This window comes from Aeromonas sp. QDB11 (assembly GCF_027705265.1).
In the GTDB taxonomy this organism is placed as follows: Bacteria; Pseudomonadota; Gammaproteobacteria; order Enterobacterales; family Aeromonadaceae; genus Aeromonas; species Aeromonas allosaccharophila.
Genome location: NZ_JAPDBM010000018.1, coordinates 1 through 17827 on the forward strand (window position 1 = coordinate 1; position 17827 = coordinate 17827).

Consider the following 17827-nt stretch of genomic DNA (forward strand, 5'->3'; position numbering starts at 1 on the left):
ACCGCAGCGCCAACGGAAAAGGAACGGTAGATACCTCTTACTATGTCAGCTCGTTATCCCCCAAGCACAAGCTGCTAGGGCACTATATACGGCAGCACTGGCGGATAGAGAACAGCCAGCATTACATTCTTGATGTGGTGTTCAACGAGGATGCTTCCAGGATAGCGATGGAGGATGCGGTCGAGAATATGGCGCTATTCCGGCGGTTCGTATTGAATATCGTAAAACAGAGCAATTGTGGTGCTCGAAGTCAGAGAAACAAGCTAAAAAGAGCCGGCTGGAATGACGACTATCGGGCTCAGTTATTCTTTGGTTAAAATATCAACAAAGTGTGCTCCCGCCCTGCACTAAACACGCAGAACTAAACAAGAGTGAGACACCATGCTGGCAGCGCGGGAATGCAAAGACAGGCCAAGATACGGCAGTGGGTCAGAACACAAGATGCAAGTGGATGTAATAAGCCTCAGGAGAGGCTGAATCACAACCATGAACATCAATGAGAATAGGCAAGATGTTCGCGGATCAATGAAGTATCAGAAACGAGGCGCTATTGAGGTGACAACAGCAAAAATAGGCTGCGGTGTAATCACAGAGATAAAACGATTGATGAAAATATATCAACTGACCTGACGATATTGCTCGGTCACGGTAATACGCGGTTTCATCCGGTTATTCATCACCTTGATCACCCCGAAGCGAGGCAGGGTTTTGCTGGTAGTCAATACCAGATCGGCAGTGAGGTTCAAACAGACGCTGGCCTGCTCCCCAGCCTCAATGACCATAAATTCGCCGTTGCCATGCGGTGTATTCATCCAGACCAGATCACCGTTTTGCGGGATCACCAGCGGATGCTGTTCACCAAAAAACCAGCTTTGCGGCATCAGGGGTTTATAAAAGCGACTGACCGCGATGGCGTTGAGCACCAGTTGCACCTGATGGGGAATACTCCACTCAAGTTCGGCTGCTTTATCCATCAACTGATAATAGAGGGCGGCATCATCGACACAAAAAGGCTGGGTCGCAAACGAGCTGGGCACCAATTGTCGCCCTTGATACTCGGTCGCAAATAACATGTTATCAGACAGGTCCAACATCAGACGGTCACTCTGGGCATCATAGTGCCATTGCCAGCTATCGGTCGGTTGGATAAACATGTTGGAGCCCTTACTTGAATTTCGTCTGTTGACTTTATTCCATGTCGATAAAATCAGCAACGTCAAATAAAGGGCTCCTCCCTATTTCTTATATATTGGTCACGATCTCTTTGACCAGACCCGGTCCTTTATAAATAAAACCGCTATAAATTTGCACCAGACTGGCACCGGCGGCCAATTTTTCACGGGCGGCCATGGCACTATCAATACCACCTACACCGATAATTGGCAGGGCACCATTTAGCGCCTTGGCCAGATGACGGATCACCTCGGTGCTCTTGTGTTGCAGCGGACGACCACTCAGGCCACCCGCCTCACCGGCATGGGGCATGTCGTAGATCATCTCGCGCTCGAGGGTGGTATTGGTGGCGATAACACCATCAATGCCATTACGCACCAGCGAAGCGGCCACCTGATCTATTTCTTCAAGGCTTAAATCCGGGGCAATTTTAACCGCCAGCGGCACATATTTTTTATATTGGGCGGCCAGCTCCTGCTGACGCACCTTGAGGGCGGCCAGCAATTCATCCAGCGCCTCGCCATATTGCAGCGAACGCAAACCCGGTGTGTTGGGGGAAGAGATATTGACGGCAATATAACCGGCGTGATCATAAACCTTGTCCATACAGATCAGGTAATCATCCTTGCCCTGTTCGATGGGGGTATCTTTGTTCTTGCCGATATTAATGCCGATCACCCCCTGATATCTGGCCTCTTTCACCTTGGCCACCAGATGATCCACACCCTTGTTGTTGAATCCCATCCGGTTGATGATCCCCTCTGCCGGAATAACCCGGAACAGACGAGGCTTGTCATTGCCGCTCTGGGGTTTGGGGGTGACGGTACCGACCTCGATAAAGCCAAATCCCATGGCGCCCAGCGCGTCAATGCACTCACCATCTTTATCCAGACCGGCCGCCAATCCCAGCGGATTGGCAAAAGAAAGCCCCATAACAGTGACGGGGCGTTTCGGCAAATTCTGGCGGAAGAAACAATCGAGTGGCGTACCGAGAAGGCGGGGCAAATATTTCATGGAGAGATCGTGCGCCTGTTCCGGGTTGAGCTTGAACAGGAAATGCCTGGCGATGGGGTACAACATCTTTGCTCCTTAAAGAAAGCCCCGGCAACTGGCCGGGGCTTTGGGTGTAATGTCGGTGTCATGCCTTAATCTGGCAATTAAAGTGCCCGACAGTTCAACTGGAGCAGGTTCAACTCTCGCAAGGCCACCGAGAACTTGGCGAACTCGTGAGTGCTGGTGGTCTTGAAGTCGGCCAACATGTGGGTCCAACGGGACAAGAGTTGCTCATGCTCCGAAATCCAGTCGGCCAGTATGGTAGCGCATTCTCCCTCTCCTTTGCACCCTTCCAGTACCACAGAAGTGAGACTGCGTTGCTGCCAGTCCAAATCTTCGCGGAAAGAGGCGCGCGCCATCGCCTGCCAATGGTTACCGACCGGCTGATGGTTGATCTGGTCGAGGAACCAGTGCAGATCCAGTTTGGCCCCGAGGCGATAGTAGACATTGGCGGCGCGCAGGATATCGGTCTTGTGCTCCGCGGCAATCTGCGCCAGATCCAGACTGGAGAAGAGGCTGCTCATATGGGCGACCTGACGGGCAATGGCCTCGGGCACCTGCTTCTCCATCCATTTGGCAACAGCCTGACGATGCTCTGCAACTTCGCTCTCATCCATCACTTCGTAAAGATGTGTGCCCAGGGTTTCGAACGCCGGACGGAAGAAGGCGATGTTTTCGCTGATGCTCCAGCTGCGATTGCGGGCGCGCAGGAACCAGCGGGTGGCACGACGCACGATGCGGCGGCTGTAGAACATCAGCTCAAGCTGAGTCTGGGCATCCACCAGGTTGTCGCACCCTTCGATATCGCGCCACAGCTGGTTCATGCCAAACACTTCGCGGGCCATGGCAAAGCAGCAGGCCACTTCGGCGACCGAGGCACCGGTCTCGTCCTTCATCCGGCTGGCGAAGTTGAGCCCCATGTCGTTGACCAGCATGTTGGCCACCCGGGTCGCAATGATTTCGCCACGCAGCGGGTGCTGGGCAAGCGCTGCACCAAACTGCTGCTGCAACTTGGCCGGGAAGCTGGTGACTAGCATGTTGGCCAGGAAAGGCTCCTCGGTGATCTCAGGGCAGTTGAGTTGCTCCTTGAGCACCATCTTGCCATAAGCCACCAGCACCGCCAGTTCGGGTCGGGTCAGCCCCTGCCCGGCCGCCATCCGCTCGGAGAGCTCTTCATCGGAGGGCAGGAACTCCAGCGCACGGTCCAGCTTGCCTTCCCGCTCCAGCCCCTGAATAAAGCGCTGCTGCTCTTTGAGTTGTTCAGCACCGCGGAAGCTGGTGACCGAGATGGACTGGGACTGGCGATAGGCGTTGGTGATCACGATCTGCGCCACGTCGTCGGTCATTTCGTAGAGCATCTGGTTACGTTGCTTGAGGGTCAGATCCCCTGCTGCCACCAGCTGGTTGAGCAGGATCTTGATGTTCACCTCGTTGTCGGAGCAATCCACCCCACCCACGTTGTCGGTAAAATCGGTGTTGATGCGACCACCCTGGCTGGCGTACTCCACCCGACCGAGCTGGGTAAAGCCGAGGTTGCCCCCCTCGCCCACGATACGGGCCCGCAAATCGCGACCATTGACCCGCAATGCGTCATTGCTGCGATCGCCCACTTCCCCATCGCTCTCGCGAGCGCTCTTCACATAGGTGCCGATGCCGCCGTTCCACAGCAGGTCGACATTGAGGCAAAGCAGCGCCTTGATCAGCTCGTTCGGCGCCATGCTGGCCTTGTCGGTACCTAGCAGGGTCTGTATTTCCGGGCTCAGCTTGATGGACTTGGCCGAGCGCAGGAAAATGCCGCCGCCCTGTGATATCAGCTCGCGGTTGTAGTCATCCCAGCTGGAGCCCGGAAGATCGAACAGGCGCTGGCGTTCGACAAAGCTCTTGGCCGCATCCGGGGTCGGGTCAACGAAGATGTGCATGTGGTTGAACGCGCCCACCAGCCGGGTGTGCTCGGAGAGCAGCATGCCGTTGCCGAACACGTCCCCCGCCATGTCGCCGATCCCGACACAGGTAAAATCTGTGGTCTGGCAGTTGACGCCAATTTCACGGAAGTGACGCTGGACCGACTCCCAGGCCCCGCGTGCGGTGATACCCATCTTCTTGTGGTCGTAACCGACCGAGCCGCCGGAGGCGAATGCATCACCGAGCCAGTGACCGTATTCGAGGCTGATCTCATTGGCGATGTCGGAGAAGGTCGCGGTACCCTTATCGGCAGCCACCACCAGGTAGTAGTCATCCTCATCGTGACGCACCACGGATTTTGGCGGGATCACCTCGCCGCCGATGATGTTGTCGGTCACATCGAGCAGGCCGCGAATAAACAGGCGATAGCAGGCCTTGCCCTCCTCCTGAATGACCGCGCGGGGCGCCCCTACCGGCATCTGTTTGCAGTAGAAACCGCCCTTGGCACCGACCGGCACGATCACGGTGTTCTTGACCTGCTGGGCTTTCACCAGACCCAGCACTTCGGTACGGAAGTCCTCCTTACGATCGGACCAGCGCAGACCGCCACGGGCCACCTTGCCCCAGCGCAGATGCACCCCTTCCACTCGCGGCGAGTAGACGAAGATCTCGAACTTCGGCAACGGCAGCGGCATGTCGGTGATGCTGGACGGAGCCAGTTTGAAGGAGATGTAGGGCTTGATGTTGCCCGCCTTGTCCAGCTGATAGTAGTTGGTGCGCAGGGTGGCGTCGATCATCTCCACATAGCGGCGAATGATGCGATCGTCATCCAGGTTGGCCACCTGATCCAGCTTGGCGGCAAGCGCCTCGTGCAGCTTGGCTTCTGCCTTGGCGTCCTGTTTGCCAGCGGGGTCGAGGCGCTGCTCGAACAGGGTAAACAGCAGTTGGGCGATATCGGGGTAGCGGGTAAGCGTCTCTTCGATATAGGACTGGCTGAAGGAGACGCCGGTCTGGCGCATGTATTTGGCGTAGGCGCGCAGCACCGACACCTGACGGCCAGTGAGGCCCGCCCCCAATACCAGTCGGTTGAAGCCGTCATCTTCCAGCTGCTTGTTCCAGATGGCGGCAAACGCCTGCTGGAAGCGCTGCTGGCTCTGGGCCAGATCAAACGGCTGCTCGCCGTGCAGCAGCATGGAGAAGTCGAGGATCCAGAACAGATCACCGCTCGGGGTGCGTACCTGATACGGGGTCTCGCCGATCACCCGCAGCCCCATGTTCTCCAGCATCGGCAGCACGTCGGAGAGATGAATAGGTTCGGTGCGATGGAACAGCTTGAGCCGTACCCGACGATCGTTCTCCTCCTCCTGCGCTCGGTAGAACAGCATGCCCAGCGGCTCGGCTTCGCTCAGGTTATCGAGCGCCATGATGTCGGCCACGGCAGAGCCCGGCAGCACATCTTCCTTGTAAGCGCGCGGGAAGGCAGTGCTGAAACGGCGACGCAGTTCGTTGCCGCGGGCTTCACCGTAGTGAGAGAGCAGCACGGAGTCGAGTCGGTCATCCCAGCTGCGGGCCGCTTCAATCAGGTTGTTCTGTACTTCGTTCACATCCACATCCACGTTGTTGTTGTTGACCCGCACTATGTAGTGGGTCCGTGCCAGCACGCCCTCGGTGAAGTAGACGTTGAACTCCACCTCTTCGTTGCTGCCAAAATATTTCTGCAAAATTTGCTGGGTCTTGATCCGCAGCGCGGTGTTGTAGCGCTCCTTGGTGACATAGACCATGCAGGAGAAGAAGCGACCATAGACATCCCGGCGCACAAACAGCCGCAGCATGTCCCGCTCCTGCATCTCCAGCACGCCAAGACCGGTGGCCAGCAGCTCCTCTTCACGAGCCTGGATCAGTTCGTCGCGGGGATAGGTTTCCAATACGTTCAGCAGCGCCTTGTAGGCGTGGGAGCCCTTCTCGTGTCCGGAGGCGGCCATGATGCGCTCGAGACGATGGCTGATGAGCGGGATCTGGGTCGCGCTGGTGTTGTAGATGGAAGAGGCGTAGAGGCCGATGAAGCGATCTTCCCCCACCACCTTGCCGTGCTCGTCAAAGCGCTTGATGCCGATGTAATCCACATAGGCCGGGCGGTGTACCCGGGACTTGCTGTTGGATTTGGTGAGGATCAGCAAGTCGGAGCTCAGGGCTGCGTGACGGGCGCTGGCCGGCATGTTGCCAAGACGCTGGCCCACCTCCTTGATGGAGTTCTTCATCAAACCCAGGCTGGAGCTGGCCTGCGGCAGGATCTCGTGATCCCCCTCCACCGCCTTGACGTCGTAACGGCGATACCCCATCAGGGTGAAGTTGTGGGCAGCCACCCATTTGAGGAAAGCAACGCAGGAGGCTACCTCCTCCTTGCTGGCCGGACTCTTGCGCTTGGGCAGTTCGTCGATGATCTCATTGAGCTTGGCCAGCATCGGCTGCCAGTCGCCGACTGCCAGCGCCACTTCACCGGCCACCGAGTTGAGCTCGGCAGCAAGCGCAGCCATCTGCTCCTCGCTGGTGAGGTGATCGATCTCGATAAGGAAGGCGGTTTCAACCGAGGTCTGCCCGTCGGTGTTGTCGAGCGCCAGAATGGCGTCAATCTTGCCATCCGTGCCACGAATGAGGTGCAGCGGTTGGTGCAGCATCATGTGGGCGGTGATATTGAGTCGCTTGAGCGCCATCCGGATGGAGTCCACCAGGAAGGGGGAATCCTGCAGGATCACCTCGACGATGGTATGGGGCGATTGCCAGCCGTGACGGGTCAGCTCGGGGTTGTAGACCCGGATATAGGGGTCGGTGCTGCTGCGCTGATTGAGGGCATTCCACAAGCTAAGGGCCGCGCCATAGAGATCGCTGTCATTACGATCATGCAGATCGGAGCTCGCCATGTTGCCGTAGAACTTGGCAACGAAGCGCTCGACCAGAGAGGCACTGTTTTTGGGCAACTTCTGATGGATCAGGCTGAGAACGTTTTCGAGCAGAACTGAGGTAGGGGCGTCTTTCAATGCCATTTTTATATTCCTTATCGGACGACATTAACCACCGACGCAGAGGCAACCACCCTGGTTACCCGCTGGTGCAGAGTTGTTGCGAAGTGTAATGGCTTGGATAAGGGAAGGCGAGGAAAGGTGCTAACGAGATGTTAAAAACAAGGTGCAGATCACGGCTTAAACTGTGAGAAATTTTGCAAATAACCAAAAATACAGAAATTCCCACTACCTTTGTGCCAGTTTGCCGGATAGATAGTGACTCAAAGCAGATAAACAGTCGGTAATCTGTTCACTTTTTGTTAATTTATGCGTTCGAGACTGATAAAGCGGTAATCGTCCTGGGTTTTCAGCCGAAAGTAGCCATGCACACCATTGATGGCGACAAAGGGCCGTATTTTTTCTATGCCAAGTTCCAGGGTCAATCCCTGTTCGCTGCGCACCACCAGCCGTCTGGCATGGCCCTGATACATCAGCATCACCTCATCGCTATTCAATGAGAGCCGAAAAGTAAACTGCTTCACGCTTGCTCCTGATCACACGACAAATCACACAATAGGGGCAGGCGCATTCACGCCCCTGCCCCGTCGACACTTACTGCTGCAGCGCCTTGCTGACCTTCTCGAACAGATCCCGTGCCAGCCCCTCAAGGTTGGCCAGACGGGTCAGCTCGGCGCGGATAAGGGCCTTGCGCGCGTCATCCAGTCGCTTGAACTGGATAAGAGGCGTGATGAGGCGGGAGGCCACCTGCGGATTGACCTCGTTGAGCTCGATCAGCAGATCGGTCAGGAAGCGGTAACCGCTGCCATCCACCGCATGGAACTGCACCTGATTGCTCATGGCGAAGCTGCCGATCAACGCCCGCAGCCGGTTCGGGTTGCGAATGCTGAAGGTGGGGTGATTCATCGCCTGCTTCACTTCGCCGAGCACATCGGCAGCCGGTTTGCTGCCAATCAGCCGCAGCCAGTTGTCCAGCACCAGTCCATCCTTGGCCCACTTGCCCTCGAAATCGGCCAGCAGCGCGGCGCGACATGGCAACAGATAGCCGTTGGCCACCTGCAGCGCCGCCAGGGTATCGGTCATGTTGTCGGCAGTTGCATACTGCTCGCGCACCATCGCATCGGCATGCTCCGCATCCAGCGCCGCCAGATAGCCAAGCACCACCCCCTTGAGGGCTCGCTTGGCCATGTCGGCGTGCACCACCTGATAACCATTCAGACGCAGGCTCTGATAGGTAGCCGCCAAGCTCGCGCCAAAGGCCTCGGCAAGACGGGTGTGGATCGCGTCGCGCACCTGATGGATGGCATCGATATCGGCCACCTCGAACAGCTCGGCCAGGGTCGCCTCGCCGGGCAGCGCCAGGATCTCCGCCTTGAGGGCCAAATCCAGCTCGCTGTCGTCCAGAATGGCGACGAAGGCGGCCAGCAGGGTCTGGGAGAGCTCGACCCCCTGCCCGTGCTGTACCCGCGCCACCCCGTCGATGACCGCCTTGTTGATCAGCATCTGGGCCGCATCCCAGCGGGCAAACTCGTTGCGAGCAAAGCGCATCAGGAAGGCGAGCGCTTCATCACTGTAGTCATAGTGCAGCTTGACCGGCGCGGAGAAGTCCCGCAGCAGGGAGGGAACCGGCTTGACCGGCACCTGATCGAACTCGAAGGTCTGCTCCGCTTCCAGCACGTCGAGCACGTTGCCGATGGCCTTGCCCTGATATTGCAACGCAATGACGGCACCTTGTTGGTCATAGAGCTCGATGTCGAGGGGGATATGCAGCGGCAGCTTCTGCGGCTGATCCTGAGTCGGCGGGGTGTGCTGGCTCACATGCAGACGGTAAACACCGCTCGCGGCATCGTACTCGTCGGTCACAGTCAGCTCGGGCGTGCCGGACTGGCTATACCAACGGCGGAAACGTCCGAGATCCACGCCAGAAGCATCCTCCATCGCCTGCACGAAATCATCGCAGGTGGCGGCAGAACCGTCGTGGCGCTCGAAGTAGAGACGCATACCCGCCTGGAAGGCAGCTTCACCCAGCAGGGTGTGCATCATGCGGATCACTTCCGACCCCTTCTCGTAGACGGTCAGGGTGTAGAAGTTGTTCATCTCGATCACCACATCTGGGCGGATCGGGTGCGCCATGGGGCCGGCATCTTCGGCAAACTGCGGGCCGCGCACGGTGCGCACGTTGTTGATGCGGTTGACGCCACGGGAGCCCAGATCGGAGGAGAACTCCTGATCCCGGAATACCGTCAGTCCCTCTTTCAGGCTGAGCTGGAACCAGTCACGACAGGTGACGCGGTTGCCGGTCCAGTTGTGGAAATATTCGTGACCGATCACCCGTTCGATACCGTGGTAGTCGCTGTCGGTAGCGGTGGCCGGATTGGCCAGCACGAACTTGGAGTTAAAGATGTTGAGCCCCTTGTTCTCCATGGCGCCCATGTTGAAGAAGTCCACCGCGACGATCATATAGATGTCGAGATCATACTCGAGGCCGAAACGCTGCTCGTCCCAGCGCATGGAGTTGATGAGACTCTCCATGGCAAAACCGGCTCTGTCCAGGTTGCCCTTGTCGACGAAGATCTCGAGGGCCACCTTGCGGCCGCTCTTGGTGGTGTAGTGGCTGCGCTCCACATCGAAATCTCCGGCCACCAGCGCAAACAGGTAGCTCGGTTTGGGGAAAGGATCCTGCCACTGTACGAAGTGACGGCCGCCATCCAGATCACCGCTGTCGACCTTGTTGCCGTTGGAGAGCAGGAAGGGGAACTGCGCTTTGTCAGCAGTAATGCGGGTGCTGTAACGCGCCAGAATGTCGGGGCGGTCCAGATAATAGGTAATGCGGCGAAAGCCCTCCGCTTCACACTGGGTGCAGTAGGCATCGCCAGACTTGTAAAGCCCTTCCAGCGCGGTGTTGGCGGCCGGATCCAGCAGGGTGACGATGGTCAGCACACATTCGGCAGGCAGGTTGAACAGGGTCAGGCTGCTCTCGCCTTGCTCGTAGTGGTCACAGGGAATGCCATCGATGGCAACGCTCTTGAGGGTCAGCTGCTCGCCATCGAGGACCAGCGGAGCATTGTGCTCGCCGTTGCGGCGAATGCGGGTGATGGCGGTGACCTGGGTCAGCGGCTCCTGCAGTTGGAAATCGAGGTCGATGGTGTCGATCCAGTAGAGCGGCGCCTGATAATCCTGGCGATATTTGGCCGTCATGGCCTGGGAGTGATCGGTCATTATTGTCTGCTTCCACGCTTGTTAAAGGCGAGAAAGAGGCTGTCACAACCAACTGACGGGGTCAAACAATTTGCATTACGTCAGATACGCCAGACAAAAAGAAAGGGCGACCGCAGTCGCCCTTGTGCATTATGGGTCGCCTTGTCAGCTGCGTTTGCTGACCTTGGCCAGATCCGCCGTGATATTGGCCGCTTCGATGAGATACTCATCGGGCGCTTCAAAATCAGCGGGCAGTTCATCCAGACTCTTCACCGCCGGCTTGCCAAGACGTGCCAGACGCTCATTGGTACGTTTGAGCGCTTTCTCATCCTGTTTCGCCTGCTCTGCAACACGCTCTGCCTCGTTGAGGGAGACCGACTTCTTGTCTTTCTCCTCCTTGTAGTCAGCGATGTCCTGCATCACATAGGCAAACTCGGGATCCTTGGCGATCCGGGCATCGTGCGCCGACTGCAACTTCGGCAGCAGGCTGGCGAAGTTGCCGAGTTTCTCGTAGTTGGCGGAGGCAATCTTGTCCCACGGCAACGCATTGAACTCACGGCTTTCGCCCGTCTCTTCCGGGGCAACCGGTGTCGGGAAGCTGATATCCGGCGCAACGCCCTTGTTCTGGGTGCTGCCACCGTCGATCCGGTAGAACTTGGCGATGGTGTACTGCACGTGACCCAGCGGCTGCTCGTAGAAGTCATAGACCTTGGCGAGGCTGCGATGCTGCTGCACCGTCCCCTTGCCGAACGAGTTTTCACCCAGGATCAGGGCGCGGCCATAATCCTGCATGGCGGCAGCGAAGATCTCGGAGGCCGAGGCGCTGTAGCGGTCGATCATTACCGACATGGGGCCGCCGTAGTAGACGTTGCCATCATCATCACCATTGACCGTGATACGGCCCATGTGATCACGAATTTGCACCACGGGACCGCTGGCAAAGAAGAGACCGCTCAGGGCGGAGGCTTCGGTCAGGGCACCACCGCCGTTACCGCGCAGATCGATGATCAGACCATCGATCTTCTGCTTGTTCAGGCTGGAGAGCTCCTTGATCACGTCGTCGTGCAGATTGACGTAGAAACTCGGGATCTCGATGACGCCAATCTTCTTGCCTTCGGCGTTAATCACCTTGGACTTGGCGGCCCTGTCTTCAAGACGCACCTTGTCGCGGGTCAGCTCGATCTGCTCGGTCTTGGCGGTTGCGCCCTTGCCGCGCTGGATCTCCAGCTTGACCTTGCTCCCCTTGGGCCCCTTGATGAGCTCGACCACGTCATCAAGACGCCAGCCAATCACATCGACAATCTTGCCATCTTCCTGCCCTACCCCGGTGATCTTGTCATCGGGCTTGAGGTGGTTGGATTTGGCCGCCGGGCCACCGGGCACCAGCGAACGGATGACGGTAAAGTCATCTTCCGCCTGCAACACGGCACCAATCCCCTCCAGCGAGAGGTTCATCTCGGTGTTGAAACGATCGGCACTGCGCGGTGAGAGGTAACTGGTGTGCGGTTCGATGGCGCGAGCGAAGGAGTTCATGAAGAGCTGGAAGACATCCTCGCTCTCGGTCTGGGACATCCGCTTGATGGCATTGTTGTAACGCTTGCCAAGCAGCTCCTTGATCTCGGGCCACTCCTTGCCGCTGAGCTTGAGGCTCAGGGCATCGAACTTGACCCGCTGACGCCACAGCTCGTTGAGCTCTGCTTCATCTTTGGGCCAAGCCGCCCCTTCCCGATCAAACACATAGTTGTCGGTCTGGGTAAAATCGAAAGGAGTATCAAGCAGTTTGAGGGCGTATTCGAACCGCTCATAACGCCGCTGCTGACTCAGGTTGAACATCTCGTAGGCGGGAGCCAGACGGCCTCTTTCGAGGTCGGTGTCAAAACCGTTACGGTACTTTTCAAAACGGCTGATATCAGAGGCCAAAAACAGGTTGCGGCTGTAGTCCAGATTCTCCAGATATTTATCGAAAATCACGGAGGAAAAGGCATCGTCCAGCTTGAACTGTTTATAGTGCGAGCGGGTAAACAGATTGGTAATTCGCTTGCTGGCCGTAGCATGTTGGCTCTCTTGAGCCAACACAGGCAAATCACTCTCCTTGAGCACCGGCTCGATGGCCTGTGCAAGCCCGGCAAGCGCCAGGCTACAGGCAACGAGGGAAAAACGAATTACGCCATGCTTCAACATTTGTCTCCTTAGAGAACCAAGTGCTCTGATTTGACCCGCACCATCATGCCGGTCTGCAGTTGGACCTGTACATCGTCCTTGGTTACTTCCTTGATGGTTGCCGGAACCGGGAATTTACCCATAACGACGCGCACATCCTGGCCCACTTTCAGCGTAGCGGCATCCACTTTAACCAGCGGAGCTTCGGCGACCGGTGCCTTGGCGGCAGCTTTCGGCTTGGCAGCTACATCAGCTTTCTCGGTTTTGCGCACAGCAGGACGACGGGGCTTCTTGGCCTTCTCATCCTTCTCTTTGGTATTGGTACGACGGCTGGCGAATACGCGCTCTTTGCTCTCTTTCAGAGCTTGCTTGGCGTGCTCGATGTGCTCTTCGGTCAGCAGTTCGCCCGGGTTGCCGTCCAGATCAACGCGAGCCTGGCCAGCTTTGAGGCCGTGCAGGTAGCGCCAGCTGGAGGTGTATTGACGCAGTGCGGAACGCAGCATGGTCTTGGAGACTCTGGCATCGTCAGCAAGACGCTCGGCCAAATCCTGGAAGATGCCAATCTTGAGCGGCTTGGCCTCTCCTTCAGCAACGAAGCAGGCCGGGAATTTCTCGACCAGGTAGGCAACGATCTCTTTACTGTTCTTCAGCTTCTCAGTGTTTTCCATGTATAACCTTGGCTTTCATATAAACGCACGGGCACGTCCCGAGCACAACAAAGGCCCCATTATAGAGAGCTTGGGGCCTTTTGCGAACCATCTAGCAATGACTTAGAGCATGCTTTCCAAAATTTGCACCGTTTCTTCGAGGCCAATCCGGTCTTCCTGGTCGAAACGGTTAAAAATCGGACTGTCGATATCGAGCACTCCGATGATCTCGCCACCACGGCGCACCGGGATCACGATTTCCGAGTTGCTCGCGCCATCGCAAGCGATGTGACCGTCGAACTGGTGGACATCGTCAATGAGTTGGGTTCTCCCCTCTGCCACTGCCGTACCACACACCCCGCGGCCAACCGGGATCCGCACGCAGGCCGGTTTGCCTTGAAACGGCCCCAATACCAGGGTCTCACCCTGCAACAGATAAAAACCGACCCAGTTGATCTCCGTCAGCTCCTGATTCAGCAGCGCGGACAAGTTGGCCAGATTGGCAATCAGATCGGTTTCCCCCTCCAGCAGCGCCTTGGCTTGCTGGTTGAGGGTGCGATAAAACGGTTGTTTTTCAATCATGATTAAATGAACTTCACTCCCTGATGGTTTGGGGAAGGTAACGCCTGGCCGGGAAATTTCAAATATTTTTTCCACTCCCCGCCCCTTGCGTCGTTATTCCCGGGCAACGGAAAGCGCCAATTGCTGGCGTTGACCATTACTCCACTCGATATTTAACAACCAGATCATGACGGGTGACGTACAGCTCCCCACCTGGGTCACCCCCTGCCACTGTCCGTCTATTTGTTCAAAGCTCACCGGAATGGTGCCCATAAACATATCTTTGCCTTCGAGCGTCGCCTTAACCGGCTTGATGGCCGGATCGCCGCCAGTAATAGCGATGGCAAAGTCATGTTCGGCGCGCAGCGGTAATTCCTTGATGGCTACCGTCAGCGGCTTGTTACCAATCAGCGCGTTGCAAGGGGTGTGGGAAAGATCACAAATCTGATCTTTTGTCTGACCAGCAGGCACGCTGCTATCGGCCGAAAACCAGGTGCGATAGGCAATCAGCGCCAGCAACAACGCCAGCACCAGTGCGAGGTGCAAAACTTTACGTGCGGTAAGTCTCTCTTTCATCAAAAACAGCCCGATTAAGATGCAATTAAAATAGTTTTTTGTGATCTCGAACAAGGTAAAAAGCCGCCATAACGAGACCGGACGGAGCCAAATATATCACTGTTTATACTGTTATTTTACCTGTCAGTTCAGTATCATTCCCATGAAGTTTTCATTTAGCCATCTTTTGCTTTTCCTTTCGTTAACAGATGTTAACAACTGGTCGGCGGTGGCTGATGAAGCCAGTCCGGTTCTCCGGATACAAAACCAAACAACAGCAGCATCGGAAGCGGAATATAACGATGAGCCATACAACTAACCATCCTGAGTACAACTATACCGTTGTTCGCCAGTTTACCGTCATGACGATTGTCTGGGGAATTGTCGGCATGTCGGTTGGCGTACTGATCGCAGCCCAGTTGATCTGGCCTGCTCTCAACTTCGAGACTCCGTGGCTGACTTACAGTCGTCTGCGGCCCCTCCATACCAACGCAGTGATCTTCGCCTTCGGCGTCAGTGCACTGATGGCCACCTCGTTTTACGTGGTGCAGCGTACCTGTCAAACCAGACTGTTCGGTGGCCCGCTGGCAACCTTCGTCTTCTGGGGCTGGCAAGCGATCATCCTCTCTGCCGCCATATCTCTGCCGCTGGGTTACACCTCCGCCAAAGAGTATGCCGAGCTGGAGTGGCCGATTGATATCGCCATCACAGTGGTATGGGTCGCCTATGCCATCGTCTTCTTCGGCACCCTGATGAAGCGCACCACCTCCCACATCTATGTGGCGAACTGGTTCTTCGGCGCCTTCATCATCACCGTCGCGGTGCTGCACATCGTTAACAACATGGAAGTGCCGCTCTCCGGCATGAAGTCCTACTCCATGTACTCCGGCGCCATGGACGCCATGGTGCAGTGGTGGTATGGCCACAACGCGGTAGGCTTCCTGCTGACCGCCGGCTTCCTCGGGATGATGTACTACTTCGTGCCCAAGCAGGCCGGTCGTCCGGTTTACTCCTATCGCCTCTCCATCGTGCACTTCTGGGCGCTGATCTCCCTCTATATCTGGGCAGGTCCGCACCACCTGCACTACACCGCACTGCCTGACTGGGCCCAGTCGCTGGGCATGGTGATGTCCCTGATCCTGTTCGTGCCCTCCTGGGGCGGCATGATCAACGGCATCATGACCCTCTCCGGTGCTTGGCACAAACTGCGCTATGACCCCATCCTGCGCTTCCTGATCGTCTCCCTGTCTTTCTACGGCATGTCGACCTTCGAAGGCCCGATGATGGCGATCAAAACCGTCAACGCCCTCTCCCACTACACCGACTGGACCGTTGGTCACGTTCACTCCGGTGCGCTGGGCTGGGTTGCCATGGTCTCCATCGGTGCGGTCTATCACCTGATCCCGAACCTGTTCGGCCAGGGCAGGATGTACAGCATCAAGCTGATCAACGTGCACTTCTGGCTGGCGACCGTGGGCACCGTGCTCTACATCGTTGCCATGTGGATTTCCGGCGTGATGCAGGGCCTGATGTGGCGTGCAGTCAACGAAGACGGCACCCTGACCTACAGCTTCGTTGAAGCACTGCAGGCATCCTATCCCTTCTATTTCGTGCGCTTCCTGGGAGGCTGCTTCTTCGTCACCGGCATGTTGCTGCTGGCTTACAACGCCTATCGCACCATCACTGCGCCCAAAGGTTCTCTGGAACCTATCGCCCAGCCAGCCTGATTGAAGAGGTCAACCCATGAGCAACAATAACCGTCACGAAATATTTGAAAAAAGCGTTCCCATGCTGGTGGTCGGCATCATCTTCGCCATCAGTCTGGGGGGCCTGGTTGAAATCACCCCGCTGTTCTTCCAGAAGCAGACCACCGAGCCGGTGGAGGGCCTAAAACCCTACACCGCTCTGCAGATGGAAGGGCGCGACATCTTCATCCGCGAAGGCTGCACCAACTGCCACAGTCAGATGATCCGTCCGTTCCGGGCCGAGACCGAGCGTTACGGTCACTACTCGGTTGCCGGTGAGAGCGTCTGGGAGCACCCCTTCCTGTGGGGCTCCAAGCGTACTGGCCCGGATCTGGCCCGTGTTGGCGGTCGTTACTCCGATGCCTGGCACCACGCTCACCTGATCAACCCGCGCGATGTGGTACCGGAATCCAACATGCCCGGTTACCCCTGGCTTGACACCAACGTGCTGACCGGCGAGATGACAGCCAAGAAGCTGGCGCTGTTCCGCGATCACTTCGGTGTGCCCTATACCGACGCCGATATTCAGGGTGCCGGGGAAGCGGTCAAAGGCAAGACCGAGCTTGAAGCACTCATCGCTTACCTCCAGTCACTGGGCCATGCGCTGAAATAAGGAGTTTCAAGATGGATTACGGCACATTTCGCGGTCTGTACACCCTGCTGTTGATGGCCATCATGATTGGCATCATCGTCTGGGCTTACAGCAAACGCCGCAAGACCTCTTTCGACGAGGCTGCCAACCTGGTTTTTGCCGATGATGAGCAACCCGGTGCTGATAAAAAGAACGCAGGAGCGAAACAATAATGAGCACTCTGTTTAGCATTTTTGTGACTGTCATCAGTCTGGGAACCATCCTCGGCTGCTTCTTGCTGCTGATGTGGTGCCGCAAGGACAAGATGGGTGTTGAAGAAGGTAAATCGATGGGCCACTCCTTCGATGGCATCGAGGAGATCAACAACCCGCTGCCGAAGTGGTGGACTTACATGTTCCTCTTCTTCATCGTCACCGGTCTGGTCTACCTGGTCGCCTTCCCGGGTCTGGGTAACTGGAAAGGTGTGCTGGGCTGGCAGAGCTCCAACCAGGATGTTCGCTCGCTGGCAGAGTCCAAAGCGGCGACCGCATCGGCCAAAGCCGAAGGTCGCGCGGTGGAGTATGACCGCGAGGTTGCCAAGGCTGACGAGATCTACGGCGCCAAGTTCCGTGAACTCACCTATGAAGCGGACGGCAAAACCTATCGTGCCATCACCGAGATCGCCAAGGATCCGGAAGCCCTGAAAGTGGGTCAGCGTCTGTTCCTGCAGAACTGTTCCCAGTGCCACGGCTCCGATGCCCGTGGTGGCCGCGGCTTCCCGAACCTGACCGACAGCGAATGGCAATGGGGCGGTCAGCCGGAGAACATCAAGACCACCATCATGGGCGGTCGCCAGGGGATCATGGCTGCCTGGGGTGAAATCCTCGGCAAAGATGGCGTTCAGGAAGTGGCTTCTTATGTGCTGAGCCTCTCTGGTCGCAAGGTCGATCTGGTCGAAGCGAAGAAAGGTGAAGCCCGCTTTGCCATCTGCGCAGCTTGCCACGGGGCCGATGCCAAGGGCGGTATCGCCGTCGGTGCGCCAGATCTGACCAACAACACCTGGCTCTACGGTGGCTCCCGCGAAGTGGTGGTACAAACCATCACCCACGGTCGTCACGGTGTGATGCCAGCCTGGAAAGACATTCTGGGTGAGGACAAGGTTCACCTGCTGGCCTCCTACGTTTACAGCCTGTCTCATCAACAGTCTGCCAAATAAGGTTCGCCCGTAACGTTGTAACATGTGAT

14 protein-coding genes are annotated in these 17827 nt (G+C 57.0%); 5 read left to right on the forward strand and 9 right to left on the reverse strand.

Annotated features, from left to right (window positions below; all coding sequences use genetic code 11):
* Nucleotides 1–317 (forward strand): ISAs1 family transposase (locus tag OKC40_RS08200; RefSeq protein WP_270794777.1); only part of this gene is annotated, 317 nt, incomplete at its 5' end.
* 300 nt (nucleotides 318–617) lie between these two features.
* Here OKC40_RS08200 and OKC40_RS08205 read toward each other — a convergent pair.
* The 9 genes from OKC40_RS08205 to OKC40_RS08245 form a co-directional block, all read right to left on the reverse strand.
* The gene (locus tag OKC40_RS08205; RefSeq protein ID WP_182939748.1) at nucleotides 618–1154 is read right to left on the reverse strand and encodes a cell division protein ZapC; all 537 of its coding nucleotides are present in this window, start codon (nucleotides 1152–1154) and stop codon (nucleotides 618–620) included.
* Between the two features lie 88 nt (nucleotides 1155–1242).
* Nucleotides 1243–2253 carry a quinone-dependent dihydroorotate dehydrogenase gene (gene pyrD / locus OKC40_RS08210; RefSeq protein ID WP_182937444.1) on the reverse strand — a complete coding sequence of 337 codons (1011 nt, stop codon included), beginning with the start codon at nucleotides 2251–2253 and terminating at the stop codon, nucleotides 1243–1245.
* Nucleotides 2254–2330: 77 nt separating this feature from the next.
* Nucleotides 2331–7169, reverse strand: coding sequence for an NAD-glutamate dehydrogenase (locus OKC40_RS08215; protein ID WP_270794779.1), 4839 nt, complete (start codon nucleotides 7167–7169; stop codon nucleotides 2331–2333).
* A gap of 278 nt (nucleotides 7170–7447) precedes the next feature.
* Entirely contained in the window at nucleotides 7448–7669 is a 222-nt protein-coding gene (locus OKC40_RS08220; RefSeq protein ID WP_005351919.1) for a DUF2835 family protein, read from the reverse strand.
* 70 nt (nucleotides 7670–7739) lie between these two features.
* Complete coding sequence (gene pepN / locus OKC40_RS08225; protein ID WP_270794781.1) at nucleotides 7740–10364, reverse strand: aminopeptidase N; 2625 nt, start codon at nucleotides 10362–10364, stop codon at nucleotides 7740–7742.
* A 144-nt stretch (nucleotides 10365–10508) separates the two neighbouring features.
* Nucleotides 10509–12524: a carboxy terminal-processing peptidase gene (gene prc, locus OKC40_RS08230; protein ID WP_042062350.1), complete on the reverse strand. Its 2016-nt coding sequence runs from the start codon at nucleotides 12522–12524 to the stop codon at nucleotides 10509–10511.
* Between the two features lie 8 nt (nucleotides 12525–12532).
* A complete protein-coding gene (proQ, locus tag OKC40_RS08235) occupies nucleotides 12533–13171 on the reverse strand; it encodes an RNA chaperone ProQ (RefSeq protein WP_042062349.1) in 639 nt (212 codons plus the stop codon).
* Between the two features lie 102 nt (nucleotides 13172–13273).
* On the reverse strand, nucleotides 13274–13732 hold the full coding sequence (locus tag OKC40_RS08240; RefSeq protein WP_042062348.1) for a GAF domain-containing protein: 459 nt from the start codon (nucleotides 13730–13732) through the stop codon (nucleotides 13274–13276).
* A gap of 93 nt (nucleotides 13733–13825) precedes the next feature.
* On the reverse strand, nucleotides 13826–14287 hold the full coding sequence (locus tag OKC40_RS08245) for a hypothetical protein (protein WP_182939749.1): 462 nt from the start codon (nucleotides 14285–14287) through the stop codon (nucleotides 13826–13828).
* A 281-nt stretch (nucleotides 14288–14568) separates the two neighbouring features.
* Between OKC40_RS08245 and ccoN the strand changes: the two genes are divergently transcribed.
* Genes ccoN through ccoP form a run of 4 tightly spaced genes read left to right on the forward strand, consistent with a single transcriptional unit; the run spans nucleotide 14569 to nucleotide 17798 of the window.
* Complete coding sequence (gene ccoN, locus OKC40_RS08250) at nucleotides 14569–15993, forward strand: cytochrome-c oxidase, cbb3-type subunit I (RefSeq protein WP_042062346.1); 1425 nt, start codon at nucleotides 14569–14571, stop codon at nucleotides 15991–15993.
* A 16-nt stretch (nucleotides 15994–16009) separates the two neighbouring features.
* Nucleotides 16010–16624: a cytochrome-c oxidase, cbb3-type subunit II gene (gene ccoO / locus OKC40_RS08255; RefSeq protein ID WP_042062345.1), complete on the forward strand. Its 615-nt coding sequence runs from the start codon at nucleotides 16010–16012 to the stop codon at nucleotides 16622–16624.
* 11 nt (nucleotides 16625–16635) lie between these two features.
* Nucleotides 16636–16815, forward strand: coding sequence for a CcoQ/FixQ family Cbb3-type cytochrome c oxidase assembly chaperone (locus OKC40_RS08260; protein WP_005336620.1), 180 nt, complete (start codon nucleotides 16636–16638; stop codon nucleotides 16813–16815).
* The gene (ccoP, locus tag OKC40_RS08265) at nucleotides 16815–17798 is read left to right on the forward strand and encodes a cytochrome-c oxidase, cbb3-type subunit III (protein ID WP_042062344.1); all 984 of its coding nucleotides are present in this window, start codon (nucleotides 16815–16817) and stop codon (nucleotides 17796–17798) included. The genes OKC40_RS08260 and ccoP overlap by 1 nt, the downstream gene beginning before the upstream one ends.
* Nucleotides 17799–17827 lie beyond the last annotated feature (29 nt).

What these genes read in the sequence shown, in the direction of transcription:
- ccoP (WP_042062344.1), top strand. Translation starts at nt 16,815, where the DNA reads ATGAGCACTCTGTTTAGCATTTTTGTGACTGTCATCAGTCTGGGAACC.
- ccoN (WP_042062346.1), top strand. Translation starts at nt 14,569, where the DNA reads ATGAGCCATACAACTAACCATCCTGAGTACAACTATACCGTTGTTCGC.
- OKC40_RS08215 (WP_270794779.1), bottom strand. Translation starts at nt 7,169, where the DNA reads ATGGCATTGAAAGACGCCCCTACCTCAGTTCTGCTCGAAAACGTTCTC.
- OKC40_RS08260 (WP_005336620.1), top strand. Translation starts at nt 16,636, where the DNA reads ATGGATTACGGCACATTTCGCGGTCTGTACACCCTGCTGTTGATGGCC.
- OKC40_RS08245 (WP_182939749.1), bottom strand. Translation starts at nt 14,287, where the DNA reads ATGAAAGAGAGACTTACCGCACGTAAAGTTTTGCACCTCGCACTGGTG.
- pyrD (WP_182937444.1), bottom strand. Translation starts at nt 2,253, where the DNA reads ATGTTGTACCCCATCGCCAGGCATTTCCTGTTCAAGCTCAACCCGGAA.
- proQ (WP_042062349.1), bottom strand. Translation starts at nt 13,171, where the DNA reads ATGGAAAACACTGAGAAGCTGAAGAACAGTAAAGAGATCGTTGCCTAC.
- OKC40_RS08240 (WP_042062348.1), bottom strand. Translation starts at nt 13,732, where the DNA reads ATGATTGAAAAACAACCGTTTTATCGCACCCTCAACCAGCAAGCCAAG.
- OKC40_RS08205 (WP_182939748.1), bottom strand. Translation starts at nt 1,154, where the DNA reads ATGTTTATCCAACCGACCGATAGCTGGCAATGGCACTATGATGCCCAG.
- prc (WP_042062350.1), bottom strand. Translation starts at nt 12,524, where the DNA reads ATGTTGAAGCATGGCGTAATTCGTTTTTCCCTCGTTGCCTGTAGCCTG.
- pepN (WP_270794781.1), bottom strand. Translation starts at nt 10,364, where the DNA reads ATGACCGATCACTCCCAGGCCATGACGGCCAAATATCGCCAGGATTAT.
- ccoO (WP_042062345.1), top strand. Translation starts at nt 16,010, where the DNA reads ATGAGCAACAATAACCGTCACGAAATATTTGAAAAAAGCGTTCCCATG.